22 protein-coding genes are annotated in these 26,653 nt (G+C 69.0%); 10 read left to right on the plus strand and 12 right to left on the minus strand.

The genetic code is table 11. The features are described 5' to 3' along the window. Positions 1–1,189: hypothetical protein (locus D7W81_RS43275; RefSeq protein ID WP_244226959.1), on the plus strand; the 1,189-nt coding region annotated here is incomplete at its 5' end. Positions 1,190–1,214: 25 nt separating this feature from the next. Here D7W81_RS43275 and lplA read toward each other — a convergent pair. Continuing rightward, a complete protein-coding gene (gene lplA / locus D7W81_RS04220) occupies positions 1,215–2,243 on the minus strand; it encodes a lipoate--protein ligase (protein WP_120554012.1) in 1,029 nt (342 codons plus the stop codon). Between the two features lie 158 nt (positions 2,244–2,401). Here lplA and D7W81_RS04225 point away from each other — a divergent pair, with 158 nt between their 5' ends. Then, on the plus strand, positions 2,402–3,157 hold the full coding sequence (locus D7W81_RS04225; protein ID WP_120554013.1) for a pyridoxal-phosphate dependent enzyme: 756 nt from the start codon (positions 2,402–2,404) through the stop codon (positions 3,155–3,157). 13 nt (positions 3,158–3,170) lie between these two features. Here D7W81_RS04225 and D7W81_RS04230 read toward each other — a convergent pair whose 3' ends face one another. Further along, positions 3,171–3,956, minus strand: coding sequence for a hypothetical protein (locus D7W81_RS04230; protein WP_120554014.1), 786 nt, complete (start codon positions 3,954–3,956; stop codon positions 3,171–3,173). A 187-nt stretch (positions 3,957–4,143) separates the two neighbouring features. Between D7W81_RS04230 and D7W81_RS04235 the strand changes: the two genes are divergently transcribed. Together D7W81_RS04235 and D7W81_RS04240 are read left to right on the plus strand one after the other, a co-directional pair. After that, positions 4,144–5,070 carry a lipase family alpha/beta hydrolase gene (locus D7W81_RS04235; RefSeq protein ID WP_120554015.1) on the plus strand — a complete coding sequence of 309 codons (927 nt, stop codon included), beginning with the start codon at positions 4,144–4,146 and terminating at the stop codon, positions 5,068–5,070. 20 nt (positions 5,071–5,090) lie between these two features. Continuing rightward, entirely contained in the window at positions 5,091–6,155 is a 1,065-nt protein-coding gene (locus D7W81_RS04240; RefSeq protein ID WP_120554016.1) for a lipase secretion chaperone, read from the plus strand. 7 nt (positions 6,156–6,162) lie between these two features. On the opposite strand, the gene nadE is transcribed toward D7W81_RS04240, so the two are convergent. From nadE to D7W81_RS04280, 8 genes are all read right to left on the minus strand, one after another. Continuing rightward, complete coding sequence (gene nadE / locus D7W81_RS04245; RefSeq protein WP_120554017.1) at positions 6,163–7,158, minus strand: NAD(+) synthase; 996 nt, start codon at positions 7,156–7,158, stop codon at positions 6,163–6,165. 2 nt (positions 7,159–7,160) lie between these two features. Further along, on the minus strand, positions 7,161–8,753 hold the full coding sequence (locus D7W81_RS04250; protein WP_120554018.1) for a class I adenylate-forming enzyme family protein: 1,593 nt from the start codon (positions 8,751–8,753) through the stop codon (positions 7,161–7,163). Further along, a complete protein-coding gene (gene asnB, locus D7W81_RS04255) occupies positions 8,750–10,720 on the minus strand; it encodes an asparagine synthase (glutamine-hydrolyzing) (RefSeq protein ID WP_120554019.1) in 1,971 nt (656 codons plus the stop codon). The genes D7W81_RS04250 and asnB overlap by 4 nt, the downstream gene beginning before the upstream one ends. 7 nt (positions 10,721–10,727) lie before the next feature. Then, entirely contained in the window at positions 10,728–10,976 is a 249-nt protein-coding gene (locus D7W81_RS04260; RefSeq protein WP_014398060.1) for an acyl carrier protein, read from the minus strand. 102 nt (positions 10,977–11,078) lie between these two features. Continuing rightward, complete coding sequence (locus tag D7W81_RS04265; RefSeq protein WP_120554020.1) at positions 11,079–11,675, minus strand: acyltransferase; 597 nt, start codon at positions 11,673–11,675, stop codon at positions 11,079–11,081. Beyond that, on the minus strand, positions 11,672–12,082 hold the full coding sequence (locus D7W81_RS04270) for an acyltransferase (RefSeq protein WP_244226961.1): 411 nt from the start codon (positions 12,080–12,082) through the stop codon (positions 11,672–11,674). The genes D7W81_RS04265 and D7W81_RS04270 overlap by 4 nt, the downstream gene beginning before the upstream one ends. A 135-nt stretch (positions 12,083–12,217) precedes the next feature. Next, positions 12,218–13,018, minus strand: a complete 801-nt coding sequence (locus D7W81_RS04275) for an SGNH/GDSL hydrolase family protein (protein WP_244226962.1) — start codon at positions 13,016–13,018, stop codon at positions 12,218–12,220. 198 nt (positions 13,019–13,216) lie between these two features. Beyond that, entirely contained in the window at positions 13,217–14,707 is a 1,491-nt protein-coding gene (locus tag D7W81_RS04280; protein ID WP_120554023.1) for a mechanosensitive ion channel family protein, read from the minus strand. Positions 14,708–14,789: 82 nt separating this feature from the next. On the opposite strand from D7W81_RS04280, the gene holB reads away from it, so the two are divergent. From holB to D7W81_RS04305, 5 genes are all read left to right on the plus strand, one after another. Then, positions 14,790–15,824 (plus strand): DNA polymerase III subunit delta', encoded by a 1,035-nt coding sequence (gene holB / locus D7W81_RS04285; protein WP_120554024.1) that lies wholly within the window; start codon positions 14,790–14,792, stop codon positions 15,822–15,824. Continuing rightward, on the plus strand, positions 15,821–17,137 hold the full coding sequence (gene holA, locus D7W81_RS04290) for a DNA polymerase III subunit delta (protein ID WP_120554025.1): 1,317 nt from the start codon (positions 15,821–15,823) through the stop codon (positions 17,135–17,137). Before holB ends, holA begins: the two co-directional genes overlap by 4 nt. Before the next feature lie 25 nt (positions 17,138–17,162). Continuing rightward, entirely contained in the window at positions 17,163–17,612 is a 450-nt protein-coding gene (locus D7W81_RS04295) for a hypothetical protein (protein ID WP_120554026.1), read from the plus strand. A gap of 336 nt (positions 17,613–17,948) precedes the next feature. Next, a complete protein-coding gene (locus D7W81_RS04300) occupies positions 17,949–19,844 on the plus strand; it encodes a M4 family metallopeptidase (protein ID WP_120554027.1) in 1,896 nt (631 codons plus the stop codon). A gap of 170 nt (positions 19,845–20,014) precedes the next feature. Further along, complete coding sequence (locus D7W81_RS04305) at positions 20,015–20,908, plus strand: patatin-like phospholipase family protein (RefSeq protein ID WP_120554028.1); 894 nt, start codon at positions 20,015–20,017, stop codon at positions 20,906–20,908. A 164-nt stretch (positions 20,909–21,072) separates the two neighbouring features. Here the strand turns inward: D7W81_RS04305 and D7W81_RS04310 are convergent, their stop codons facing one another. Beyond that, a complete protein-coding gene (locus D7W81_RS04310) occupies positions 21,073–23,412 on the minus strand; it encodes a KAP family P-loop NTPase fold protein (protein ID WP_120554029.1) in 2,340 nt (779 codons plus the stop codon). 80 nt (positions 23,413–23,492) lie between these two features. After that, positions 23,493–24,290 carry an NRDE family protein gene (locus D7W81_RS04315; protein WP_120554030.1) on the minus strand — a complete coding sequence of 266 codons (798 nt, stop codon included), beginning with the start codon at positions 24,288–24,290 and terminating at the stop codon, positions 23,493–23,495. Positions 24,291–24,400: 110 nt separating this feature from the next. On the opposite strand from D7W81_RS04315, the gene metG reads away from it, so the two are divergent. After that, on the plus strand, positions 24,401–26,530 hold the full coding sequence (metG, locus tag D7W81_RS04320; RefSeq protein ID WP_120554031.1) for a methionine--tRNA ligase: 2,130 nt from the start codon (positions 24,401–24,403) through the stop codon (positions 26,528–26,530). The last annotated feature ends 123 nt before the right edge of the window (positions 26,531–26,653 follow it).

Genomic DNA, 26,653 nt, shown 5'->3' on the forward strand with positions numbered 1-26,653 from the left:
GTCGCCGACCCCCCGCCCCTATGCCGGCGCGGTGTGGACGTCCGGGCACTGGTACTGGGACGGCGACAGCTGGCAGTTCAAGTCCGGCGGCTGGGTGGAGCGCATGCCCGGCTACCAGTACGTCAACGGCTACTGGGCGCAGGACGGCGACGTCTGGCGCTGGGTGTCCGGCGGCTGGGCGCAGGAGGGCTCCACCGACGTGGAGATCCCCGTGGAGGTCGCCAGCGAGGACGTGACGGCGACCCAGGCGCCTCCGGCCCTGCGCGTGGAAGCACCGCCCCCCGCGCCGGCCCCGGACTACACGTGGGCGCCGGGCTACTGGTACTGGGGCGCCAACGGCTACGAGTGGGTCTCCGGCACCTGGATGGAGCCGCCGCGTCCGGGCCTGGTGTTCGTGTCACCGCACTGGGTGCGCCGCGGACCGTCCTGGGTGTTCGTGGGCGGCGGCTGGGGATGGAACGGCTCGGTGCGCGTCATCGTCCCGGTCTACCGCCACGCGCACATCTCGCTGTCCTTCGGCCGCCCGAACCTGTTCCTGCGCTCGTGGTACCGGTATCCGGGCGTGTCGTGGCGCTACTACGGCTACGGGCACAGCCGCTACCGCCCGAACCACCACTACTCCCGCCCGGGGCCGTACCGGTACGGGTCGCGCGTGCATGACGCGTCGCCCGGCCGCTACAACGGCCCGTCCGGTGGCCGGGGCAACAGCCGTCCCGGTCCCTACCGTCCGCAGAGCGGCGGCGGGGTCCACTCGTCGAACAATGGCAACAGCGGAGGCTGGAGCGGCACGCGCAATCCTCCCCCCGGTGGCCGCGGTTCGAGCAGCGGCTCGCACCCGTCCAGCGGCGGCTCCAGCGGCTGGGGTGGCGGTTCCGGCGGCGGGCGTCCGTCGTCCAGCGGCGGTGCGCGTCCCAACAGCGGCTCGCACCAGTCGAGTGGTGGCTCCAGCGGTTGGGGTGGCGGTTCCAGCGGCGGTTCACGTCCGTCCGGCGGCGTCCACCAGACCCGCGGCTCCAGCAGCAGCCACGGCGGTGGGGGTGGGCGCTGGGGCGGCGGCTCCGGCGGTGGTGGCGGTTCCTCTTCCCGTGGCTCCAGCGGCGGCGCGTCTCACGGCTCCAGCCGCGGCGGCGGCAATGGCGGCGGCAACGGCGGCGGCTGGGGCGGTGGCTCCGGTGGTGGCCACCGCTGAGTGAAGTGACGGCGGATGGGCCGGGTCAGACCTCGACCTGGCCCATCAGCCACGACTCCAGCTCTCCCAGCTCGCGCTCCTGCGAGGGGTGACGGGCGCGGACCTCGGCGACGGCCTGCTGCATCCCGTTGCGGCTGTGCGGCTTGCCGGCGAGCGCCGTCTGCAGGTCCTGCACGAGGTCCGGGTAGAGCGCATCCGAGAAGACCTGCGCGCGGGTGACGTGTCCGTTCTCCGCGTCGACGTGGACCTCGAAGAAGCCCCACGACAGGTACTCCACCATCTGGTGGTTGAAGCGGGGCGCGTTGCCGAAGCGCCAGTCCCACGACGCGTAGTGCTCGAAGGTGCGCTTGAGCGACGGCTGGCTCTCCAGGAACGTGGGGTCCAGCAGCTCCGGCTCCGCGGTGGCGCCGTGGAAGTCGCAGAAGGCGCCCATCATCGCCTTCACCAGCGCGTCATGCGACGCCTCCGGCTGGAGGTCGCGGATGTTCATCACCCGCGAGCGCACCGACGCGCTGCCCTTGGACTCCAGCTTCTTCGGGTGCGGCGTGAGGTAGTTGGCCAGCCGTGACAGGTTGGCGTGGATGAGGAACGTGCCGTGGTGGAAGGCGCGGTCCTTCGTCTCGCGGTACGCGCTGCCGCTGATCTTCCGGGGGCCGTCCTCCAGCGGAATCACCAGGTCGTTGCGCCCGGACGCCTGCGCCGTCACGCCCAGCCGCGACAGGGCATCCAGCAGGATGCTGACGTTCGCCGTCTTGTTGTAGCCCTCCTTGGCGGACAGGAACGTGAAGCAGGTGTTGCCCAGGTCGTGGAACACCGCGCCGCCGCCGCTGGTGCGCCGCGCGAGGAAGACCTTGTCCTCCTCCATGCGCGTGAGGTTGCACTCGGACCACGGGTTCTGGTTGCGGCCGATGACGACCGTGTTGTCGTTGCGCCACAGGAAGAGCGTCTGGGTGGCGGGGTCCAGCTCGCGGAAGATCCAGTCCTCGGTCGCGAGGTTGAACCAGGGGTTGTAGGTCTCCGACAGGAGGATGCGGACGCGCGGGGCTTGAGACATGGGCGCGGAGCATAACCGCCCGGCACGTCCCCGCAGGGCGTTGCGCCGTCCACCGGGGGACATCCGCCCCGCCCCGGGGGCAATGGCCGAGGGGGCACCCCTCCGGAAGACTGGTGTGCATGTCGGGCGCGGAAGGTGTTTCGCGCCAGGGGGCCGCCATGCGTGGAGTGTTTTCCCTGTCCCGTCCGCGTGCGGGCGGGCCGGTGGTGCTGTGGGGCGGGGCGCAGCCATCCGGCAGCCTCAAGTACCTCACCTTCGCACGCTACCTGGCCGCGATGCCGCCGGGCTCGCGTGGGCTGGTGGAGCTGTCCGGAGCCTCGAGCGCGCTGGCGCTGGAGGTCCTGGGCCGCGAGCGGGGCCTGCCCACGGTGGCCCTGACGGACGCGGCGGGCGAGGTGTATCTGCGCGACCACGGCTTCCAGGGCGAGGTGCGCAAGTCGGACTCGATGGCGGACCTGTTCATGCAGGCCCAGGCCCTGGAGCGCGACGGCTGGAGCTGGCCCCGGCAGCTCACCAACCGCGCGATGGTGTCGTGCGTGGAGGCCTGGGCGTCGGGGCTTCGCGCGCAGGTGCGCGAGCGCTTCCCCACGGTGCGGCACGTCGTGTGCGGCTTCGGCACGGGCGCGACGCTGGTGGGCCTGACGCGCATCTTCATGGCCGGCGGCTACACCGTCACGGGCCTTCAGCCCGCGTCCGGCAAGCCGGTGCCCGGCTGGCGCACGTGGGCGGCCCAGAACCTGGGCGCGGAGGACCTGTTCTTCGAACACCAGCCGCGCATGCTCCTGGCCACGGCCGCACCCGCGCCGGATGCCTTCGCCGCGCTCATGGACTATGCGCGCCGGCAGCCCCATCCGGAGCGGATCCTCATCATCGCGCACAACGCCCGGGAACCGGACTCCGCCCGGGCGGCCTGAGGTTCGCGAGTGCCTACCGGTGCATCGCTTCGAGCCGCGCCCGCACGGCGGTCACTCCGTCGCGCGGGAAGGCGGGCACGTGGGACAGCTCGCGCTCGGCCAGCCGCAGCAGCGTGCGCGCCAGGCCCGGTGAGTCGCCCTCCTGGGCCCGCGCCAGCTCGCCGCCGGTCTCCGGATACACGCGCTCCACGCGCCGCACCGGATCCAGTCCGTCCAGCAGGGAAGCCGCGGGGGCGGGGACGTGGCGCGCGAGCAGCAGGCAGAACAGGCGCACCGCGTCGTCCAGCCGCGAGCGCCCGCTGAGTCCCTCGCCGCGAGCGTGGCGCCCCACACCCACCAGCACCTGGGTGAGCCACTGGCCAAACAGCCACGCGTCATCCGGGGCCGTGCGCTGGAGTTCCGAGGCCGTGTCCCCCGCGCGCGCGTCCATGCGCTCCGTCACGCCGCCCTTGTCCACCAGCACGCGGTAGCGGTTGACGCGCGCGAACGACAATTCCTCCAGGTCGAACACCGCGAACTCCAGCAGGTGCCCGTCGCGGTACACGACCTTGATGCCATGGGCCGTCTCCCGGAACGCCAGCGCGACGTCGTCCGCGCGGGGCAGCCAGCCGCGCTCCTGTCTCAATGTTTCAGCGTGTCCAGGCCACGCGATGACGAAGAAGTCGTGGTCGCTGAAGTCATCCGGCGGATAGTCGCGCGCCGCCATTGAGCCCAGCGCCACGAGCCCCCGGAAGCGGCCATCCGCCTCAGCCCTGCGCGTCAGTTCCGTGGTGAAGGCCTGATAGGCGGTGGTGTCCAAGCGCGGACTCCTCTGGAAGGGCTCGCATGCTGCCACTCCAACGCGGGGCGTTAAAGTCTGACCTGACCCGGAGCTGACACGCTTTTCAGTTAATCCTGAGGTTGGCTTGCTTTTTCTCGGTGTCTCGCTTTATGGGCTGATTCGCGGGTCAACCCTTCGATGATCCGCTCCCCAATCAGGAGCCTGTATGCGAAACGCCGTCCGGACCCTCGTTCTGACTGTCGCGGTTCTTGCCCTCTGGGCGCAGCCCGCCCGCGCGGATACGTACACGCAGACGAAGTACCCCATCGTGCTGGCGCACGGCATGGCGGGTTTCGATTCGCTGTTCGGGGTGCTCGACTACTTCTACGGCATCGAGTCGACGCTGAAGTCGGGCGGCGCGAAGGTCTACATCACGCACGTTCCGCAGTTCAACACGACGGAGGCGCGCGGCGAGGCGCTGCTGGCGCAGGTGCAGGACGTGCTCGCGCGCTCCGGCGCGAAGAAGGTGAACCTGATTGGCCACAGCCACGGCGGCCTGGACGTGCGCTACGTGGCGGCGGTGCGGCCGGACCTGGTGGCGTCCGTGACGACGGTGGGCTCGCCGCACAAGGGCGCGGACCTGGCGGACTACCTGCGCACCAACATCAAGGGCGGCTCGTTCACGGAGAGCGTGCTGGGCTACTTCGCCAGCAACCTGGGCACCGTGCTGGGCCTGCTGTCGGGCCACACGCAGCCGCAGGACGCGATTGCCGCGCTGGGGGCACTGACGAAGACGGGCACCTCCGCGTTCACCGCGAAGTTCCCCGCGGGCATCCCCACCACGTCCTGCGGCAGCGGCGCGGCGACGGGCACCCAGGGCCAGCGCTACTACTCCTGGTCCGGCACGGACCCCTTCACCAACATCCTGGACGCGTCTGACTACGCCATGAAGCTGTCGTCCTTCTTCTACAGCGCGTCCAACGACGGCCTCGTGGGCCGCTGCAGCTCGCACTTCGGCACGGTCATCCGCGACAACTACGACATGAACCACCTGGACGAGGTGAACCAGGTGCTGGGCCTCACCGCGTTCTTCACCGACCCGAAGGCCGTGTTCCGCACCCAGGCGAACCGCCTGAAGACCGCGGGCCTGTAATCCCGTAGGAGCGCCCCGCCATGAAGAGCCGCGCCGTCATTCTCGTGGTCGCGCTGTGCGCCCTCCTGGGTGCCGGCGTCTTCTCGTGGTGGAAGGTCCGGGCGGAGGATGCGCCCGGACCCGCTGTCCCGCCGTCCGCTGTTCCCGCCGCGCAGGGCGCCCGGCCGCATGCGGCGTCTCCCGCCGTTCCCGGTGCCGCCATGACGGCCCGTGTCCCGGCTCCAGGTTCACCGCTGCCGCCGCTGCCCGGCTCGCTCCAGGACACGGAGGAGGACGGCGCCGTGCTGGTGGATGCCTCCGGGCACCTGGTGCCGAACGCGGACCTGCGCCGGTTCTTCAACTACTACCTGTCCGCCACCGGCGAGGAGTCCGCGTCGCTCATCCGCGAGCGCATCCTCACGGCGCTGCGGGCAAAGAAGCTGCCCCCGGCCGCCATGGATGAAGCGGTGCAGGTGCTGGACGACTACCTGGCCTATCTGGAAGCGGCCCGGGGTCTGGCGTCGAAGGGGGCCGCGGCCATGCCAGACACCGCCGAGCGCCTGGAGTCCCTGCGCAAGCTGCGCCGCGAGCACCTGGGCCCGGGCGTGGCGGACGGCCTCTTCGGGCAGGAGGAGGCGGTGGACGCCGTCGCCGTGGAGCGGCTGAAGCTCCAGAAGGACGCGTCGCTGACGAAGGAGGAGCGCGAGCAGCGCATGGCGGCGCTGGAGGAGCGGCTTCCCCCGGACGTGCGCGCCAACCGCGAGGAGGCCGTGCGCCCGTTGCGGCAGCAGGCCGTGGAGCAGGAGCTGCTGGCCGCGGGCGCGACGGCGGAGGACCTGCACCAGCACCGGCTGTCCACCGTGGGGCCGGAGGCCACCGAGCGGCTGGAGTCGCTGGACGCGGAGCGCGCGCAGTGGAAGCAGCGGCTGGCGGACTTCCGCGCGAAGCGCGAGGCGCTGGGCCGCACCGAGCCGGATGCGGCCCGGCGTCAGGCCGCGGTGCAGCGGCTGCTGTTCGACTCTTTCACCCCGGAGGAGCGCCTCCGGGTGGAGGCCGCGGACACCATCGACGCGGCCTCCGGGGCCCCCGGCTCTGGCGGCGGGTGAGGCCGCTTCAGGAGATCTTGAAGGGCTTCAGCTCGCTGACCTCTTCCAGGAGCAGCGGCTGCGCGTGGAGGTAGGCCGTCGTGCGGCGCTTCTGGTCGATGTCGTCGTAGACGCGCTGGATCTGCTGCGGCGTGAGGCCCATCTCCGGGGAGGCCTCCTCGGGCGTGATGCCGTGGTTCTTCGCCCAGAGGATGAGGTCCAGCTGCGAGTAGTGCACGGAGAAGTAGAAGTCCTCCTGTGACTGCTCCAGGCTGAACGTGTCCGTGGTGGGCTCGCGGTTGAGGATGCCGTCGATGACGCCCAGGTGCCGCGCCAGCTTGTACGTCTGCGTCTTGTAGAGGCCGGCGATGGGCTTCACGTCCGCGGCGCCGTCGCCCAGCTTCACGAAGAAGCCCTGGTCATACTCCAGGCGGTTGGGCGTGCCGGACGCGGCGAAGTTCAGCCGGTCCGCGTGGAAGTACTCCATCATCTTGCGCACGCGCTGCTTGAAGTTGGTGGCGGCGACAATCTGCACGTAGGCCTGGGGCGTGAGGCGGAAGCGCTGCTCCTGCCCGTCCACCTGCACCACCACGTAGAAGACGTTGAGGGCGTCCGTGTTGAGCCGGTCGCCGTGCATGACGATCTTCCACTTCATGTCCGGCTGGAACGCGGGGAACACGGAGCGCACGGCCGCGTCGCGCTGCGAATAGCACCCGGCGGCCTCCAGCACGGGCGCGATGTCGTGCAGCGTGTACTGGATGCCCAGCTTCTCGCAGAGCTCGCGGCCCAGCTTGGAGGACAGGCCGCTGGAGTCGCGCTCCGGCAGCAGCAGGCCGAACACGCGGTCCGGTCCCAGCGCCCGCACCGCCAGCGCGGCGACACACGCGGAGTCGATGCCGCCGGAGACGGCGATCACCAGCCCGCGCTTGCGCAGCTTCTTGAGGACGGCCTCCTTGAGCCCGTCGGACAGCGACGCGGCCTTGGCCTCCCAGTCCAGTTCCAGCACCTGCTTGGAGAACTTCATCGTCACGGCGACCTCGATTCAGGGGAAGAGAGTGAAGACAGCACGCGCGTGCGCAGGTCGGCCTTGAGCACCTTGCCGGTGGGCCCGCGGGGGAGCGCTTCGGTGAACAGCACGTGGCGCGGCACCTTGTGGGCCGGGAGCGCTTCGCGGCAGAAGCGGCGGAGGTCGTCCTCCTTCGCGGTGGCGCCAGGGTGGAGGACCACGGCGGCGCACGCGGCCTCGCCGCCCAGGTCGTCCGGCACGCCCACCACGGCGGCCTCCAGCACGGCCGGGTGGCGCGCGAGGACGTGCTCCATCTCCGCGGGGCTCACCCGGTGGCCGCCCACCTTGAGGATCTCCTTGGCGCGGCCGACGAGGAAGAAGAAGCCCTCCGCGTCGCGCCACGCGAGGTCGCCCGTCCACAGCCAGCCGTCATGGAGGATGGCGGCGGTGTCGTCCGGAGCGTTGAGGTAGCCGGGGGTGACGTTCGCGCCCTTCGCCACCAGCTGGCCCACTTCACCGTCGGGCAGGGGCGTGCCGTCGTCCGCGACCACGGCCAGCGTGACGCCGGGGATGCCCTGGCCGATGGAGCCCGCCTTGTCGGTGGCGCGCGAGGGCGGCAGGTAGGACAGCCGCGCGGTGGCCTCCGTCTGGCCGTACATGACGAACAGCTCCGCCGGATGGAAGGCCTCGCGCGTCCAGCGCACGGTGTCCGGGGACATGCCGCCGCCGGCCTGGGTGAGGTAGCGCAGCGGGAGGTTCGCGAGCGAGTCCGGCGCGGCCTGGCGGCGCAGTAGTTCGAAGGTGAGGGGCACGCCCGCGAAGCCGGTGCACGCCTCGGTGGCCATGGCCTCCAGCACGACCTGCGGGTACATGAAGCGCGGATCCAGGAACACGGAGCCGCCCGCGAGCAGGTGCGTCTGGAGCACGCTCTTCCCGTAGCAGTAGTGCAGGGGAAGGATGAGCATGGCGCGGTCGCGCGGCGTGAGGCCCAGGTACTCCACGATGGAGCGCGTGTTCGCCGCGATGTTGGCGAACGTCTGCACGACGCCCCGGGGCGTGCCCGTGCTGCCGGACGTGTAGACGATGGACGCGGGCGCGTCCGGGGGCAGGGAGGGCAGGGCGGCGAGTGGAGCCAGGACGGCTTCCGGATCCACCGCACCGTCCTCCTGGAGCCACGTGCACGCGGCGGGCTTCAGCAGCCCCAGCATGCGCTCCGGTGGACGGGAGCCATGCACGACGAAGAAGTGGGTGAGCTGGGCGCGGCCCGTCCAGCGCCGCGCGTCCTGACCGAAGATGACCGCATGGCGGGCACCCGTCTGCGCGAGGATGTTGGCCAGTGTGTCGGCCCCCGTCTCGCGGTCCAGCTCCACGGCGCAAGCGCCCAGGGCCTGCACCGCGAGCCCCACCACGGCCGCCGCGCAGCCCAGGGGCAGGGCGATGAGGACACGAGCACCAGGCTCGACACCCGAAGCGCGCAGCTGCCCCGCGAGCGCCAGCATCCGCGCTTCGAGCTGGGCGTAGGTGAGCCGTGCCCAGGGCGAGTCCACCGCAGGGGCCTCAGGCGTTGCTGCCGAGTGGGTACGCACCCACGAGGGTGCGGTGTCCGCGCTCACGCCGCCTCCAGCTGCACGGCGTCCACGTCCGCCTGGGGCACGGGCTTCGGCTTCAGGAAGTGGTGCGCCAGCAACTGCGTGGACGCCACGGCGAACAGGGCCATGGTGTCCGCTTCGCTCTCCGCGGAGTTCGGCGCCCGCAGCTTCGCGACCAGCCGCTCCACCTTGCGCGCATCGAAGACGCCCGTCGCCGCCACGGCTTCAGGGGCCAGCAGCTCCCGTGCCCATGCCGGCGCATCCGGGCCCACCAGCGCTCCCGCGATGGGGGCGCGGTACGGGAACTTGCTGCGCTCCAGGATGGACGCCGGCACGCGGCCCTTCGAGAAGCGCTTGAGCAGGTGCTTCTCGTCCAGGCCCCGCAGGCGCAGCCGCTCCGGCACCCTCGCGGCGAACTCCATCACGCCTGTGTCCAGGAACGGGAAGCGCCCCTCCACGGCGTTGCCCAGGAGCATGCGGTCGCCCTGCGCGGACAACAGGTAGCCCGACAGCAGCGTGCGCGCTTCCAGGTACTGCGCCCGAGCCAGCGGCCTCCACTTCGCCACCGCGTCCGGCACCGTCGCGAGCACCGACGCCACCGGGTCCTCGTCCGCCACCTTCGCGGCGAACTCCGGCGCGAGGAAGCGCAGGATGCGTCCGCTGTTGCCCCACCGCACCAGGTGCGAGAACCCCAGCGCGTCCGGCGTCTCCAGCCCCGTGCCGAAGAACTCGCGCAGCAGCTCCACGTTCTGCTGGCTCACCGACAGCGTCGGATACAGCCGGCGCAGGAGCAGCGGCCGGTACTTCGACGCCGGCTGGCGCGCCCAGAACTGGCGCACCTGCGTCTCCTTGAAGAGGTCGTAGCCGAGGAACATCTCATCCGACCCTTCACCCGTCAGCACCACCTTGATGCCCTGGTCGCGCACCCAGCCGGAGAGCCGCAGGAACGGCGCGGGCGCGGAGCGCATCATCGCCTGCTCCGCGTGGAAGATGACGCCCGGCACCAGCGCGCCAATGTCCCCGTCGCGCATCTCCACCACGCGGTGCTCGGTGCGCAGTTGCTCCGCCACCGTGGCCTGATGCTTGCGCTCGTCGAACCGCGCGTGCGCGAAGCCCACGGAGAACGTCCGCAGCGTGCCGCCCAGCTGCTCCTGCGCCAGCGAGCACAGGAGGCTGGAGTCCAACCCGCCCGACAGGTACGCCGCCACCGGCACGTCCGCGCGCAGCCGCAGCCGCACCGCCCGGTCCAGCACCTCGCCCAGTTCCTCCAGCAGCCGGGGCGCCTCCGCCGCGTCCGGCGTCACGCCGAAGTCCAGGTCCCAGTAGCGCTGGAGCGTCATCACCCCATCGCGCCACTTCGCCACGTGCGCGGGCGGCAGCAGCGACACGCCCTCGAAGGACGTGCGCGGCGCCACCGGCGCCCAGAGCTGGAACGTCTGCTTGAGCCCGCGCGCGTCCAGCGCGGGCGTCACCAGTCCACCCGCGAAGAGCGCCTTCGCCTCCGACGCGAACGCCAGGTGTCCTTCCGGCAGGTGCGCGTAGAACAGCGGGCAGATGCCCACGCGGTCTCGCGACATCCACAGCGTGCGGTCGCGCGGGTCCCACAACGCGAACGCCCACTGGCCCTCGAAGCGGCGCACGCAGTCGATGCCCCACGTGAGGAACGCCGCGAGGATGACCTCCGTGTCGGAGCGCGTGCGGAAGGCATACGCCCCGGCCAGCTGCTCGCGCAGCTCCACGTGGTTGAAGATTTCGCCGTTGAAGACCACGGTGAGGCCGGTGGCCTCGTCGCGCATCGGCTGGTGGCCGGAGGCCAGGTCCACGATGGACAACCGCGCGTGCCCCAGCGCGGCGCCGTCCAGGAGCAGGGCCCGCTGCGCGTCCGGGCCCCGGTGCTTGATGCTGGCGGTCATGCGGCGCAGGCGGCCGGCATGGAGCGCCGGGCCCGCGGCGTCACCCGCCGGGAAGGTGAACCCCGCGATGCCGCACATGGGCGTCTCAGCTCGCCTTCGCCAGCGACTGCTTGCGGTCCACGAAGGCCACCACGCGCGACAGCGAGTCCAGGTTCTCCGGCACCAGCTCCTTGTCGTCGAGCTTGATGTGGAACTCCGTCTCGATGAAGGCCACCAGCTCCATCATGCCCGTGGAGTCGATGAGGCCCTTGCGCAGGAACGAGTCGTCGTCCGCGAAGTCGTCCACGAAGAAGGTGTCGACGATGAAGGTGCGAAGCGTGTCACGCGTGCTCATGGGTGGGTCCTGTCTTTCGAAGCGGGGTGTGGAAGGGCGATGCGGAAAAGAACGCGCCCGGCGCGTTTCGCTGAGCGCCGGGCGAAAGGATGACGGCGTCTGTCAGGTGCCCGTGGCGTCGCGGGCCACCAGGTCCAGGCTCATGCTGCGCGCCGGATTTCCCATGGCGAGCGAGTCCGGGGGCACGTCCTGTGAAACGATGCTGCCGGCGGACACCACCGACCGCGCGCCAATGCGCACGCCCGGCAGCAGGATGGCGCCGTGGGCCACCCAGACGTCGTCCTCGATGATGATGGGGGCGATGCGCTGGCCGTCCCGGTCGCTCACGCGCACGAACGACGCGAACATGCACCGGGCGCCAATCTGCACCGATTCCCAGGCCTCCACCGACGCGCCGTAGTTGAACTGGGTCTCGTTGCCCACCAGCAGCCGGGCGTGCTCGTAGCAGACCACCGACGTGGGCAGCATGCCGCCCAGGAACGTGAGCTTGTCGCCCAGCTCCGCGTGGCCGTCATTGCGCGCGCTCACCGGGCCATACGCCGCCACGTCCCGGCCCATGCGGAAGGCGCGGAACATCCAGCGCGCCCGCGCGACGGCCACCATGCGCTCGGCGCGGGGGAACACCTCCGTGCGCACCATCTGGAGGCTCGCGCGCGCCAGCTGGAGCGCCTCTTCCCTGGAGGGGATGGCGGGCTTCATCGCGCCACCTCGCGCCGCAGCACGCGGGCCGGAGAGCCGCCCACCGTCACGCCCGGCGGGATGCGCCGGGAGATGACCGTGCCGGAGGCCACGCTCGCGCCCTTCTGGAGATGAGCGCCCGGCAGCAGGATGGAGCGGCTGCCCACCGTGACGCCTTCCTCCACCATCAGCGGCACCGACCGCGGGCGCTCGTGCCTGTTGCCGCGGACCGGGTGGTACATGTTGTCCATCAGCTTGCACCACATGCCCAGGTGGCTTCGCGCGCCCAGCGTCACGCAGGACTGCGCTTCGATGGAGCTGCCTCCCTCAATGGTCACGTCGTCCTGGATCACGATGCGTCCCCCCTGCTGCGCATGCAGTTCGATGGGTGCCATCCGCGCGTCGAACACCACGCGGTCACCAATCACTATCTCTCCCTCACCGTGAATCCAGACCCGCCCCCAGACGGTGGGTGTGGCGCCCACGGACCCGCAGCGGCGCAACTTCAAACGTGCGACAGCCGGCCCCAGGCCGAGCATCATCATCAACGGAGCGCGCATGGCTCAGGGCCCGGCCTTCGCGGAGGCAGGCGCTTCGGGCAGGGCCGCCAGGAAGGCGACGAGCGCGGAGGCCACGCGGGCCTGTCCCTGCGCGTTGAGGTGCCCACCGTCATCCGAATAGTCCGGCACCAGCGCCGGATACGCGCGGCCGTTCACCTCGTACGTCTCGCGGGTGCCGTCCGGCCGCGACGACTCCAGCGCCGCCAGGTCGAACAGCGGCTCCTTGCCGCCGTAGGTCTGCCGCATCAGCGCGTTGAACGCCTCGCGCGACACGTTCTCCCCCACGCCAAAGACAGGGCGTCCCCGCAGCTCGTTGAACCACGCCTTCGCCCCGCGCTGCACCGTCGTCAGCGGCGCGGTGACGTGCACGAAGGTGACGCCCGGGTGGCGCGACTTCAGCCCCGCGAGCGTGGTGCGGTACTTCTCGAAGAGTGTCTTCGCGTCCGTGCTGGAGGTGAAGTCGATGTAGCAGAACTTCATCAGCGCCACGTCCACCTGCTTCGCGACGCCGCCGTCCAGCAGCTGCTCGAAGTGCGCGAGCTTCGTCTCCGGCTGCTCGTTCTGGCCCACGAACGCGTGCGCCAGCGTGCCCTGCGCGAACGTCACGGTCGCGTCCTTCACCTCCACGATGGCGGGCGCCACCGGGTTGGAAGAAGGCAGCAGGCCGCGCACGCCGTCCAGGATGTTGCCGCCCACCGACTGGTGGCCGAAGAACACCCTGCGGTGCGTCAGCCGCTCCAGTCCCGCGAGCGTCGTGTCTGGCTTCACCTGGGCCGTGGCCGCCGCGCTCTGGGGCAGGGCCATCAACAGCGCACCTGGAAGGAGCAGGGCCCCGAATCGCGCGGGAATGCCACGAATTGAATGCATATGTGAACCATTAGACCCTTCCAGCTCCGAGCGTCAAAGCCCTGGATGGCACGGCTGGATGCATGCCTCCCAGGCCGCCTTGAACCCAGGGACAAGAGGGTCGTGATTGCCCCGGAGTCGCGTGCGGGAAAACCCCTATTCGTGGGTGAGGCCGAAGAGGGCCCGCAGCCTTCCGAGGATGCGGCCCGCCTCGGGCGAGTGGTCCGGTCCGCCCCCGGAGGCCTGGGCCACGGCGCGCAGCTGGGTGCGGCGCTGGGCGAGGAGCGCGGAGAGCTGCCGGGCGAGTCCCGGGTAATCGGAGAACAGGCGCGCGAAGGTGGGCCGGTCCAGCTCCAGCAGCACGGAGTCCTCGAGCGCCACCACGGTGGCGGCGCGGCGCTCTCCGGTGAGCAGCGACATCTCCCCGATGTAGTGGCCCGGTCCCAGGCGCGTGATCTCGGATTGGAGCGTGCCGGCGCGCACGCTGACCTCGCCGGAGGCCACGACGTAGAACGTGCCGCCCTCGTCGCCCTCCAGGATGATGCGCTCGTTGCGGCCGAAGCGGCGCACCACCACCTCGCAGCGCAGGCGCTCCAGTTCCTCCGGGCCCAGCGGCGCGAAGAGGTCCACCTGGCGCAGGAGGTCCCGCACCGTGTCGTCCGCCAGCTCGCGCCGGCGGTGGGCCGTCTCGCGGCGCAGCGTCACCGTGCGCTGGGCGTGCGGCAGCTCCAGGCCTTCACGGCGCAGCCGGTACCACAGCCGCGTGTGCAGCTCCTCCCGCACGGTGTCCGACAGCGCGAAGTCATTGAGGAAGACGCGGATCATGTACTGCGCGTTGGAGTCGGTGAAGGCCACCGTGCGCGCCAGGGGCGGCGGCTGCACCAGCACCTGGGGAATCTCCCGCGCCACGTCCAGCAGGGCCTGCTTCACCTGGTTGGGCGGCGCGTCCAGCGACACGCCCACCTGCATCTCGATGCCCACGGGCTCGCGGTGCTGGGTGAAGTTCTTCACGTGCTCCTTGCCCACCATGCTGTTGGGCAGGGTGATGACCTCGCGCCGGAAGTTGGCGATGCGGATGGAGCGCCACCCGATGTGCACCACCCGTCCGGTGTGCTCGCCAATGCGGATGAAGTCGCCCACCTCGAAGGGCCGGTCCAGTTGCAGCGACAGGCCCGCGAAGAGGTTGCCCAGCGTCTCCTGGAGCGCCAGACCGATGACCACCGTCAGCACCGCGGACGTGGCCACCAGGCCCGCCAGGTCCAGGTTGAGCTGGCTCTGGAGGATGGGCAGGGTGGCGAGCGCGTACAGCGTGAAGTCGATGACGTCGCGAAGAATCTTGGGCGTCGTCACCGGCGAGCGCATCCGCACCAGCTTCAGCGCGAACGCCACCGCGGCGCGGATGACGCCGTAGGCGAACGTGAGCATCCAGCCCACGTGGACGAACTTGTAGAGCCCCGGCGGCGTGGTGGCCTCTGGCAGGAGGCGCTCCGCCAGCCGCAGCACCAGGAAGGCGATGAGCATCCGCACCGCGCCGCGCAGGTCGTCGCGCAGGTCCGGGTCGCGGGTGGTGCGCTGGACGCTCAGCAGGAGCACCGTCAGGACGGAGCCCGCCAGCAGGGGGAGATGGCCTTCGAGGAAGTTCAGCACGCCGGTGAATCAGACCGGTGGCGCGCGCACGGGTCAAGGTGGCGGTTGACGGGTGCCCTCCGAGCGGAGATACACGCCCCCCATGACGCTAGCCTCGGTGCAGGGACAGCCCCGCGCGATGGACGCGCTCCACTCCGCCCTGCGGTCTGGCTCGGTGCATCACGCCTACCTGTTCGCCGGGCCAGAGGGGGTGGGCAAGGAGCTGGCCGCGGTGGGCCTGGCCCAGGCCCTCACGTGCCCGGAGGCCCCGGAGGTGGGCTGCGGCAAGTGCGCCAGCTGCGTGCGCCTGGCCAAGGGGCTGCACCCGGACGTCACCTGGGTGATGCCGGACGACGAGCGCGTGTCGCGCGGACTGGCGGGCCGTTCCGACTTCACCGGCATGCCCAGCCGCGAGCTGCGCGTGGAGCAGATAAGGCAGCTCCAGGAGCGCCTGGCGCTGCGCGGCCTGGAGTCCAAGCGCAAGGTGGCCATCCTGGTCAGCGCGGAGCAGATGAACGTCCAGGCGCAGAACGCCTTCCTCAAGACGCTGGAGGAGCCGCCCTCGGAGACCACCCTCATCCTGGTGGCGAGCGCCATGGACCGGCTGCTGCCCACCATCCGCAGCCGGTGCAGCAAGGTGTACTTCGGCCCGCTGCCGGTGGACCTGGTCGCGAAGCACGTGCAGCAGGAGCGCAAGCTGGACGCGGACACCGCCGCCCTGGCCGCGGTGATGTCCGGGGGCAGCCTGGGCCGCGCGCTCGCGCTGGACATGGACGCGCTGAAGGAGCGCAAGGACGTCCTCACCGCCTTCGAAGCCCTGAGCGGCGATGACATCCCGGCGCTGCTGCGCTTCGCGGAGGCCCACGGCGGCTCGCGCGAGGACGCGGACACGGCGCTGGAGCTGCTCATCCTGTGGACGCGGGACGTGTCGCTCGCGAAGGCTGGGGCGGAAGACGCGATGGCGAACCGGGACCTGAAGGCGCTGGCGCAGGAGGCGGCGAAGCGCACGTCGGAGGCCGCGCTGCACCGGCGGCATTCGCTGCTGGAAGCCGCGCGCACGGCCATCGGCTCGCGCAACGGCGCGCCCCGGTTGCAGCTGGAGCGGCTGCTCATCGAACTGTGCGTGGAGGGCCGATGAGCGCGGACATGGACGAGGTGCTGGCGGAGGTGAAGGGCGGCAAGGTGTGGCCGCTGTACCTCCTGTGGGGCGAGGAGTTCCTGGTCCGCAAGGGCGCCGACGAGCTGGTGAAGACGCTGGTGCCGGACGCCTCCATGGGACTGAACCTCGCGGTGCTGGACGCGGCCTCGCCTCGTGAAGTGGCGCAGGAGCTGGCCACGATGCCGCTGTTCCCCGGGCGCAAGGTGGTGCTGGTGCGCGACCCGGAGTTCCTCGCGCCCAAGAAGGGCAAGGGCGACGCGCTGGCCAAGGCGCGCGACGCGTGGAAGGCGGGCAAGCGCAAGGAAGGGGCCCGGCGGCTCCTGGCGCTCGCGGGCCGCGCGGGCTGGGGCGTGGATCAGCTGGACCCCCGCGTGCCCGGCGCGCCCTCGGTGGAGCAGTGGAAGGACGAGCTCAACGTGGACCTGGCGGAAGCGGACCTCGCCTTCCTCCAGGAGGCGGCGGCCTTCTGCCGTGAGGAGCGGATCAGCGCGCCGGAAGGGGACGCGTCCGCGCTGCTGGAGCTGCTTCAGAAGGGCGTGCCGGCGGGGCATGCGCTGGTGCTGGCGGCCACGGACGTGGACTCGCGCAGCCCGCTGCTCAAGTTCGCGCAGGACAAGGGCCGCCTCTTCGAGCGCAAGGTGGCCGCGCGCCACAAGGACCTGGACCTCAGCGAAATCTCCAGGGAGTTCCTCGCCCCCTTCAAGAAGAAGCTGGGGCCGGGCGCGCTGGAGGGGCTGAAGGAGCGCATCGGCGGCAACATCCGGCTGCTCCAGTCGGAGCTGGAGAAGCTGGCCGTCTACGCGGAAGGGCCCACCATTGAAGCCCAGCACGTGGCGCTGCTGGTGCACCACGCGCGCGAGGAGGAGTTCTTCGAATTGACGGAGGCGCTCCAGAAGCGCGAGCTGCGCGACGCGCTCTCCTACGCCGAGGACGCGATGGGGCAGGGCACGCACGCGCTCCAGCTGCTGGGCGCGGTGGCGTCCATCGTCCGCTCCCTGCTGGAGAACCACGCCTGGCTGGAGAAGTACGCCGGCGGCCAGCCGCCGCGCACCGGCCGCGACGTGGAGGCGCGCATCCTCCCCAAGCTGGAGGCGGAGCTGAAGGCCACCAAGCGCAAGACGCCCAACGCGTGGGCGCTCGCGTTCGGCATGCAGGCCGCCGCCCGCTACGAGCGCCGCGAGCTGCTCAACGCCCTGGTGGCGTGCGCGGACGCGGACCTGGCCCTGAAGTCCTCCGCCAGCGGGAAGCTCGTCATTGAACGGCTGTTGTGGACGGTGTGCACCCGCGCCTGACAGGGCCCGGGTGGAAGGAGCCGCCATGGCGGACAAGCGACGCTTCGACCTCTTCGCGGACCTGCTCGTCACTCGCTTCCCCCAGGCCGTGCGCGTCTATGACGTCGCGGGCGGCATGGGGAAGCTGAACGAGTCCCTCACCCAGCGCGGGCGCACCGTCACCACCTTCGACCTGCGCCACAAGCACCTGCCCGTGCGGTACGAGCAGCGCATCTTCACGCTGGAGGAGCCCTGTGAGGCGGAGCTCGTCGTGGGCATGCACCCGGACGGCGCCACGCGGATCATCATCGAGTACGCCGCGCGCCATGGGCTGGGCTTCGCCGTCGTCCCTTGCTGCTCCGACAATGGGATGCCCTACAAACCGTGGATGCGGCACCTGGCCGACGTGGCCCGCGACGCCGGCTTCCCCACGGTGGAGGAAGCGGAGCTCCCCATGGACGGACGCGCGCGGGTGCTGCTCGGCGTGTGGCGGTGACGCACGGGCCGCGAATTCGCGGTCATCCTTTGCGCACCAAGAAAAAGCTGTCAGCCTTGGATTGCCCGAATAGAGGACACACCCGGTGTGCACTGTCATGGTTCAGGACAGGGGCGCGTGGCGGACGGAATCCCCTGTAAAAACAGGCGCTTGTGGCAGGCGTGTAACGTCCTCTTCCACATTTCAGAAGATGTACTGGGCGCTGATGTGCCAGCCGCTTTTCGATGCCTTCCCTTACTACGAGGTATTTCGCGGACTTAATGAGTTGGCCTGAATGATGCTGAAAGGAGCGCTGCCCCGGCGACCACCCCCTTGCGCCGGGCAGGAGGCAGTACCTTGGTTCGCACTCGTTTCGTTTCAGCCCTGCTGGCCCTTCCCCTCGCCGCTTGCGGCGTTGGTGAGATGGACTCCAACACGCGGAATGATCAGCAGAAGCCGGATGAAGTCGCTGAAGTGCAGAACGCCCTGAGCGTCATCCCGGGCGCCCAGATTGTCGGTACCAACGAGGATGGGACGCCGCACACCATCCAGGGCCGCCTGGGCCAGGCGGACCGCCCGCTGGTGGGCTTCGCCGCCGCGGACGTGCACTCGGCCATCGCCGGGTCGCTGCCCTCCATCGCCTCGCTGTTCCGCCTGAGCGCGTCCGACCTGCAGGTCCGCCGCATCACCGTGGACGAGCAGGGCACGTCGCACATCCGCTATGCGCAGACGCTGAACGGTCTGCCGGTGGTGGGCGAGGAGCTGGTGGTGCACGTGGACAGCTCCGGCGCCATCTTCGGTGCGAACGGCTCCTCGCGCTCCGGTGGCGCGGTGTCCGCGCGTCCCCTGGTCGCCGCGGACGCGGCCCAGACGGCGGCGCTGCGTGACACCCAGGGCACGGGCCTGGCCGCGGAGGGCGCGCGCCTGGTGTACGTGAAGGCTGACGACAGCCGCCTGCGCCTCGCGTACGAGGTGAAGGTCACGGGCGAGAGCGCGATGATGCCGCTGCGCGACCGCGTCTATGTGGACGCGCTCAACGGCGCCACGCTGCTGCGCGTGCCGGAGATCCACACCGCGCTCAACCGCAAGGTGTACAGCGCGAACAACGGCACCAGCACCCCGGGCACGCTCAAGCGCAGCGAGGGCCAGGCGGCCATCGGTGACTCGCACGTCGACACCAACTACGACATGCTGGGCTACACCTACGACTGCTACAAGGTGCTCTTCAACCGCGACTCGCTGAACAACGCGGGCACGGCGCTCATCAGCACGGTGCACTACAGCCGCAACTACGTGAACGCCTACTGGGACGGCACCCAGATGGTGTACGGCGACGGCGACGGGGTGAACTCCATCGAGCTGGGCAAGGACGCGGACGTCACCGTCCACGAGCTGACCCACGCCGTGACGGAGTACGAGTCCGGCCTCATCTACTCCGGCCAGTCCGGCGGCCTCAACGAGGCGATGTCCGACACCTTCGGCGCCGTCTGCGAGAGCCGCGTCAACGGCTGGAGCACCGCGGCGGCCATCTGGATGGTGGGCGAGGACGTCTGGACGCCCGGCACGGCGAACGACGCCCTGCGCTACATGGATGACCCGGCGAAGGACGGCGCGTCCAAGGACTGGGCGGCCAACGTGACGTCCAGCACGGACGTGCACTACAGCTCCGGCGTGCCCAACCTGGCGTTCGCGCTGCTCTCCAAGGGTGGCGTGCACCCGCGCGGCCGCAGCACCATCAACGTGCCGGCCATCGGCGTCGAGAAGGCCGCCCGCATCTGGTACTACGCCAACACCAACCTCTTCACGGCCAGCACCACGTTCGCGCAGGCGAAGACGTGGACCGTCCAGGCCGCCGCGGCGCTGGGCTACACCGCGGCCGAGCAGGCTGCCGTGACGGCCGCCTGGGAAGCGGTGGGCGTGGGTGGCACGGTCACGCCGCCGACCTGCACCACGCTGACCAACGGCGTCGCGAAGACGGGCCTGTCCGGCGCGACCAGCTCCAACACGATGTACTGCATCGACCTGCCGGTCTCGAAAGCGTCTTCGTACGTCATGAGCGGTGGCACGGGTGACGCGGACCTGTACATCAAGTTCGGCTCCGCCCCGACGACGACGTCCTACGACTGCCGTCCGTACCTCTCCGGCAACAACGAGACGTGCAGCGCGGCGGCGAAGACCTCGGCGGGCAAGATGTACATCATGGTCCGCGGCTACTCCGCGTACAGCGGCGTGTCGCTGAAGGCCACGTACTGAGCCCTCGCACAGGTCCGGCGTGAGTCCACGCCGGGCCCGAGTGAAGGTCACCTTCCGCCTCCGGGGCTCCTGTCCCGGGGGCGGTCGTGTTTCGTGGGCATCCCAGGGCCCGCGTGGGACCCACCGCGCGGGAACGGGGTAGGGTTGCCCGACTTCGCACGGGAGGATGCATGGGGCGGCGGCTGGGGTGGGTGTTGCTGGCGGTGGTGGTGGCTTCCGGGAGCGTGTCGTGCCACCGGAGTACGCGCGCGGCGTCGCGCACCTGCGTGGTGCTGTCGGTGGGAGGCACGAAGGGGCTCGCGCACCTGGGCGCGCTGGATGCGCTGGTGGCCCGGGGCGTGCCCATCGACTGCGTGGTGGGCAACAGCATGGGCGCGGTGGTGGGCGGCCTCTACGCGTCCTCGCCCGGGGACAACCTGCGTCAGCGCTACCGGGCCTTCTTCGCGGCCTATGAAGACGAGACGCGCAAGACGACGGCGGCGCGTGGCGCGGTGGGCGCGGCGGTGGGCCTGCTCGCGGTGCTGATGTCGGGCGGCGCGCTGGGACCGGCCGTGGCGGCGGGGGCGCTGGGCGCGGCGGGTGGCGCGGCGTCGGTGCCGCGCTTGAGCCACGAGCGCTTCACGCACGTGCTGGAGCGCTTCTACGCGGGCGCGCACGTGGAGGACCTGCCCGTGCCCTTCGCCACCTTCCATCAGGCGCCCTGGGACGGAGGCATCCGGCTGGTCACAGTGACGCGCGGCCCGCTGTCGGAGGCCGTGGCCGCGAGCGCCGCCAACCCGCTCCTCTTCGAGGACGCCACGCTGGAGCGCATCGACCCGGGCGCGGACCGTGTGTCCGCGACGCCGGTCCATGACGCGTGTCAGCTGTTTCCGGGCGCGCGGCTTATCGCCATCAACGTCACCGGCGAGCCGGCCTTCTACCGCTCCGACCTGGGCTGCGACGTGCAGGAGGTCCGCGTGGACGTGGCCATGCCCCCGGCGGAGGCCTTCACCGGCCGGGGCCCTGCCTTCGAGGCCACCTACGACGCGGGCCACGACGCGGTGATGCGGGCGCGGCTGGACTGAAATGACAGCGCCTGAATGCTCTGCGGACCGGATGAAGCAGTCGCAATCGCTGTCTCTAGCGACGACTTCGGGGCAACGGCTCTTTCAACCAACTTTGGTTGTTCGCACCTGTCGGCAGTCAGATGCTTCTCCGTTATCCTATTTTTTGTGTTTGTTGTGATGAGTCAGTGGCTGCATATGTTGTTGTCATCATCTCGGTAACCCTTGACGTAGCGATTCGCTAGTTGCAGTAACTCGAAATCAATTTCGTCTGCGCCATGCATCAATCCCGCCGAGTAGCTCTGGAGCGCGGCCGTGATCTGTTGGCGTAGAAATTCTTTGCCTAAGCAATTCTCCATTCGTTCCCATGGGAGTGAGGGGAATATTCCACGCATTGATGGAAAATCAGTCTTCGAGTTGCGCAGGAGTAGCAAGAGCCTGAAAGGATTTGAAAAGTGCTGCTGGCACCGCAGACCAAGGATTGAGTCTTTTGCGAGCAGTTCCACAGCAGCGAGAACATTGCGACCTGCGGAATCCTCACCGTTCCAGGATTCAATTTCGTTGAGCAGGGAGCGCCACATTTCGTGCTCTCTCTCTTCAGAAATCAGCATGTTTCCTCCGACCTCCGCTCTTCCTACGAGTCGAATGAAATCAGAACGCATGGAAAGCCGCTCGACCTTTCCGAGGACCGCAGTGGCGAGTCGGTCTCGATCCTCTTCCGAATCGAAACGATGGAAAAGATCGCGCGTAAGTTCCGCGAGTTTGGATTCAGCGCTCCAGCCTGGAACGGCATCCGCATCCACCAGTCGCCTGTTCACCTGATGATAAAGAACCTTCAAGAGTGGTTCGATGGAGTCGTGGCCGATCTCGCGAGAGTAGTCGATGAGCCGATCCAAGAAGATGCTGAAACTATCCGAGGAGTAACTGTCCAGTTCGTTCTGTAGTGATTGAGGGTCCTGGATTTTATTGTATGTCTTGAGAAATTTTTGGTGTGGGACAACTCCTCCCGGCAAGAGAGTCTCTAGATAAAACGAAAGCACGTCAGGGTGAGCGACCCGACGGTCCCTGCGCCAGCTTCGCAATGCGCCCTCACCATATACGCCGAAGGCATGAGGGGGCGAAAGAAGGCGTGTGGTTACTGGAAAGAGCAGGGTGAGAATTGTCTCGACTGCCTTTTTGTTGAAGCCAGAATATGCCTGAAGGGCTTCGAACCTGCCTTGTGCATGTTCGAGTTTCTTTAAGTATGCCTTCTTTGCCAGATCCTTGGTCTGAAGCTCGCTGAGTGTTGATGTTGCTTCAAGGCGAAGCTTTTCAATGCGCTGCGGAAAAAGCCGATGGGCTGTGGCGAGGATGCGTTCTGCGGCCGGTGCAATGAGCAATGTGCTTATGCTCGGCGAGGCAGGCTTTTCTGTCGGGCCCGGTAGTGAACTCTCTATCCATTCGAGCAGGGCTGTTGTTTCTAGCTCTCTGGCGGCTAACATCGAATGAGGCGGGGACACGACATTCGTCAGCAGGTCCACATGATCAGCCAGATGCTTGAAGAGATCTGGCAGGAAAATGCGGATTGCTTCCATGGCGCAAATATCTGAAATGGCCACTTCCTGGGATGCGATGCTCAGGCGGAGCGGCAGTGCGTTGATATAACGCTTGATGTCGCGAGGGGTGCGGATCAGTGGAAGGAGGACATCTCTGAAGATGGCCTTGTAGTGGAAGTCGTTCTCCCCATCGAAAGACTCGGGAAGTACGTACTTGAGTTGCCGCGATAGTGCGCCGGCGAGTTCTGACTTTCGGATGGAGGGTATGTCAAATGTCACGTTGACGATCTTTTCGAGATACGCACGACCTGACACTTCCGCCCCTCCTAGCGCCTGTTCGACACGCTCTCGGTCGAAAGATAGGATGTATGTCATGTTTGGCAGGTCCGCTGCCAAGCGGACCAGTTTCATGACGTCACGAATTTCCTCGCCACGGAGGCGATCGATGTCGTCAATCACGATGACAATGCGCTCGTTCACGCCTTGGAGCAGGCTCTCCAGATCCTGCTTCTGCTTTTCGAGGCTGCTGTCAGACGCACCTCCTATCCGTTTTGCAATTTCGGCTGTCGCCTGAAGCGTGTTGGCGCCTTCTCCCAACGCTGTTCCAAAAATGGGGAGTATTCGGAGCGGAGCGAGCGCTTTGCCGTAGCCATCCAGCTTCTTCCCTACATTCAGAAACTTCTCGCTTCCTTGTTCTCGAAACTGCGCCGCGAGTTCTTCGAAGAATGCGGATACAAGCTGGGTCGTGCCGGAGAACAGCCAGGGGTTGAATCGAAGGACCCTGAGCTTGCGCCGCTCAAGCGAATTTCTAACAAGATTCAAGGTTGAACTCTTGCCTGTGCCCCACCCGCCGACAAGCGCGATGACGATGCTTTCGTAGTGCTCAAGATCAGAAACTTGCTGTGCAAGGGCCTCCGCGAAACTCACCCTGTTGTAAAGGTCTTGTTCGGGAAGAATGATGGGTTTGTCGCTGGTAAGCTTGCTGGGCATGGGGATTGCTCTTGATTTTGAATGGGGTGAGAGTGCTATTGAACGTGTAAAGACTCTGCGGTGCTGCCTTTGTTGAACCTTTAAACTGTGGGCTTGAGCAGGCCCGTCACGTCCCGCCAGCCGCCCTGACAGGGCGCGATGTCCGTGGCCAGGTAGTGCCCCACGTGGCCCGGCCCGAGCGCGACGATGGCGGACGAGCGCGTCCCGTAGCCCTCCGTGTGGATGCACAGGGCCTGCAACTGTTGGAGGAAGTCCGCGGGCAGGTCGTTCTCCGCGAGCGGCCCCGTCGCGGCCTCCCGGGGCGGCAGGGCATGGTCGGCCAGGGCCGCCTGGAGCCCCGTCACCAGCTCCGGCCACGGGCGCTTCGCCACGCCTTCGGCCAGGGCATGCGCCCGCCGCACCTTGGGCAGCGCCAGGTTGTCCAGGCTGTCATTGGGGAGCACGTGCACGCCGGCCGGGACGTCCTCGTGCAGCAGGCGGGCGTGCCCCGGGCGCGCATAGGCCACCCGCAGGGTGCGCGCGTCCCCGTAGAGCAGGTTGAAGGGGAGGAACTCCGGGGCGGGCAGGGTGCCGAGGTAGCGCTCGATGGCCTCCACCGACCCTGCCTGGAGGGCACGCAGGACCACCTCGCCCCGGGAGCGGGGGGCCAGGCCCAGGCTCCTCGCGCCGCGCTGATTCGTCAGGGCGACGACGGTTCCCTCGTGGGTGACCCCCATCCACGTTCCGCCCCGCTCCACGTCCTGGCCGCCCACCACGCGTGGGGACTCGGAGAGGAGCTTCGGCCCGTGGGCCGGACGCGCGTAGAGCTCATCCCGGTTGGCGGCGAGGACCAGCGGCCACTCGGGATGGACATTCCGGAGGATGAGGACGGTGCACATGGCGTCCGGTCGATAACATCCACCTTCGTGCCATGCACCCCCGGGCGTGCATGTTGGCGAATGACCTCGTTTCCCCGAGCGGCTATGGTCCGCCGCCCTCAGGAGAGTCCATGGCGGAGAGAACCCTCGTCACCAGCGCCCTTCCGTACGCGAACGGCGCCATCCACCTCGGCCACGCTGTCGAGTACATCCAGACGGACATCTACGTCCGCTTCCTGCGCTCGTGCGGCCAGGACGTCGTCTATTTCTGCGCGGATGACACCCACGGCACGCCCATCGAGCTCAACGCCGCGAAGCACGGCGTCGCACCGGAGCAGTTCGTCGCGCGCTTCCACGACGAGCACCAGCGCGACTTCCAGGGCCTGGATGTCCGCTTCGACTACTTCCACTCCACCAACTCGCCGGAGAACCGCCACTACGCGGAGCTCATCTACGGCCGCTTGAAGGACGCGGGCGACATCGACCGCCGCGACATCGAGCAGACCTACTGCGAGAAGGACAAGCGCTTCCTGCCGGACCGCTTCATCCGGGGGACCTGTCCCAACTGCAAGTCGACAGAGCAGTACGGCGACGCCTGTGAGAAGTGCGGCAAGACGTACAACCCCACGGACCTCATCGACCCGAAGTGCGCGCTGTGCGGCACGCCTCCGGTCCGCCGCAACTCCGAGCACCTCTTCTTCCGGCTGTCGCGCCACGCGGACTTCCTTCAGGAAGTGCTCAAGCGCCCGGGTTTCATCCACCCGGGCCTCGCCACCCAGCTCCAGGGCTTCTTCGAAAAGGGCCTGGCGGACTGGGACATCAGCCGCGACGGGCCGTACTTCGGCTTCGCGATTCCCGGTGAGACGGACAAGTTCTTCTACGTCTGGCTGGATGCGCCCATCGGGTACATCGCCACGACGGAGAAGTGGGCGAAGGAGTCCGGCCGCTTCCCGGACGCGCTCGCGTACTGGGGCAAGGACGCGCCCACGCGCATCGTCCACTTCATCGGCAAGGACATCGTCTACTTCCACGCGCTGTTCTGGCCCGCGGTGCTGAAGGTCGCGGGGCTGCACGTCCCCAATGAGATCAAGGTGCACGGGCACCTGACGGTGAACGGGGAGAAGATGTCCAAGACGCGCGGCACCATGGTGCCGGTGCGCGACTACCTGGACCTCCTGGACCCCAGCTACCTGCGCTACTTCTACGCGGCCAACCTGGGCGCGGGCGTGGAGGACCTGGACCTCAACCTCAAGGACTTCCGCCTGCGGGTGAACGGCGAGCTCGTCAACAACGTGGGCAATCTGGCCAACCGCGCGCTGTCGCTGCTGGCCGGGCCGCTGGAGAAGAAGCTCGCGCCGGGCCGCGCGGAAGGGGCGGGGCGCAAGCTGGTGGAGGACGCGCTGGCGCGCGTGCCGGAGGTGCGCGAGGCGTTCGAGAAGCTGGAGTACCGCAACGCCATCCGGGTCATCACGGAGATCGCCTCCAGCGCGAACGCGTTCCTGCAGACGGCCGCGCCGTGGGCGCTGGTGAAGAAGGACGCGGAAGCGGCGCGGGCGGACCTGTCGGACGCGGCGGACGTGGCGTACCTGGTGGGCGCGCTCCTGGCGCCGGTGACGCCGCGCGTGTCGGAGAAGCTGTTCGCGCAGCTGGGGGCGGAGCCGCTGACGTTCCAGGCGCTCGCCACCGCGAAGTACCCGCTGCTGGACCGCACCCGTCCGCTGGGCACGCCGGAGCCGCTGCTGCCCCGGCTGGAGGAGGAGCGCGTCAACGCCATCATCAAGGTCCCCGAGGGGACGCCTGCCGCCGAGCCCGCGAAGGCCGGTGGCAAGGACAAGAAGACGGAGAAGAAGCCCGTGGAAGCGAAGAGCCCCGAAGCGGCGCCCACCACGCAGGCGTCCCCTGGCGCGGGGGCGGCGGAAGGCGCGCCCGCGGCCGACATCGAGTACGCGGACTTCGCCAAGGTGGTGCTGAAGGCGGGGCGCATCGTGGCCGCGGAGAAGGTGAAGGGCGCGGACAAGCTGCTCAAGCTGGACGTGGACCTGGGCGAGGGAGCGCCGCGCACCATCGTGTCCGGCATCGCGGAGGCCTACCCGGCGCCGGAAGCGTTGGTGGGCCGGCGCGTGGTGGTGGTGGCGAACCTCAAGCCGCGCAAGCTCAAGGGCATCGAGTCGCGCGGCATGCTGCTGACGGCGGGTTCGGGCGGCAAGGACCTGTCCCTGCTGGAGCCGGGCGACGTGCCGCCCGGCGCCGACGTGAAGTAGCGCGGGCGGTCGCTTCCGGGCTTCACCGGAGGCGGGTAAGGCGTCATCCGGCCGGGCCGCGCCCTTCGCGTTGAAGGTGGGCGGCTCGAGGGTGGTTTCAAGCACGGGTGGGGCGGCAGGGCC

This window comes from Corallococcus aberystwythensis (assembly GCF_003612165.1).
Classification (GTDB): domain Bacteria; phylum Myxococcota; class Myxococcia; order Myxococcales; family Myxococcaceae; genus Corallococcus; species Corallococcus aberystwythensis.

Excerpts from the sequence above, each read along its gene's own strand:
- lplA (WP_120554012.1), bottom strand. The coding sequence starts at position 2,243 with ATGTCTCAAGCCCCGCGCGTCCGCATCCTCCTGTCGGAGACCTACAAC.
- D7W81_RS04225 (WP_120554013.1), top strand. The coding sequence starts at position 2,402 with ATGCGTGGAGTGTTTTCCCTGTCCCGTCCGCGTGCGGGCGGGCCGGTG.
- D7W81_RS04235 (WP_120554015.1), top strand. The coding sequence starts at position 4,144 with ATGCGAAACGCCGTCCGGACCCTCGTTCTGACTGTCGCGGTTCTTGCC.
- D7W81_RS04240 (WP_120554016.1), top strand. The coding sequence starts at position 5,091 with ATGAAGAGCCGCGCCGTCATTCTCGTGGTCGCGCTGTGCGCCCTCCTG.
- nadE (WP_120554017.1), bottom strand. The coding sequence starts at position 7,158 with ATGAAGTTCTCCAAGCAGGTGCTGGAACTGGACTGGGAGGCCAAGGCC.
- asnB (WP_120554019.1), bottom strand. The coding sequence starts at position 10,720 with ATGTGCGGCATCGCGGGGTTCACCTTCCCGGCGGGTGACGCCGCGGGC.
- D7W81_RS04260 (WP_014398060.1), bottom strand. The coding sequence starts at position 10,976 with ATGAGCACGCGTGACACGCTTCGCACCTTCATCGTCGACACCTTCTTC.
- D7W81_RS04265 (WP_120554020.1), bottom strand. The coding sequence starts at position 11,675 with ATGAAGCCCGCCATCCCCTCCAGGGAAGAGGCGCTCCAGCTGGCGCGC.
- D7W81_RS04275 (WP_244226962.1), bottom strand. The coding sequence starts at position 13,018 with ATGGCCCTGCCCCAGAGCGCGGCGGCCACGGCCCAGGTGAAGCCAGAC.
- holB (WP_120554024.1), top strand. The coding sequence starts at position 14,790 with ATGACGCTAGCCTCGGTGCAGGGACAGCCCCGCGCGATGGACGCGCTC.
- holA (WP_120554025.1), top strand. The coding sequence starts at position 15,821 with ATGAGCGCGGACATGGACGAGGTGCTGGCGGAGGTGAAGGGCGGCAAG.
- D7W81_RS04295 (WP_120554026.1), top strand. The coding sequence starts at position 17,163 with ATGGCGGACAAGCGACGCTTCGACCTCTTCGCGGACCTGCTCGTCACT.
- D7W81_RS04305 (WP_120554028.1), top strand. The coding sequence starts at position 20,015 with ATGGGGCGGCGGCTGGGGTGGGTGTTGCTGGCGGTGGTGGTGGCTTCC.
- D7W81_RS04310 (WP_120554029.1), bottom strand. The coding sequence starts at position 23,412 with ATGCCCAGCAAGCTTACCAGCGACAAACCCATCATTCTTCCCGAACAA.
- D7W81_RS04315 (WP_120554030.1), bottom strand. The coding sequence starts at position 24,290 with ATGTGCACCGTCCTCATCCTCCGGAATGTCCATCCCGAGTGGCCGCTG.
- metG (WP_120554031.1), top strand. The coding sequence starts at position 24,401 with ATGGCGGAGAGAACCCTCGTCACCAGCGCCCTTCCGTACGCGAACGGC.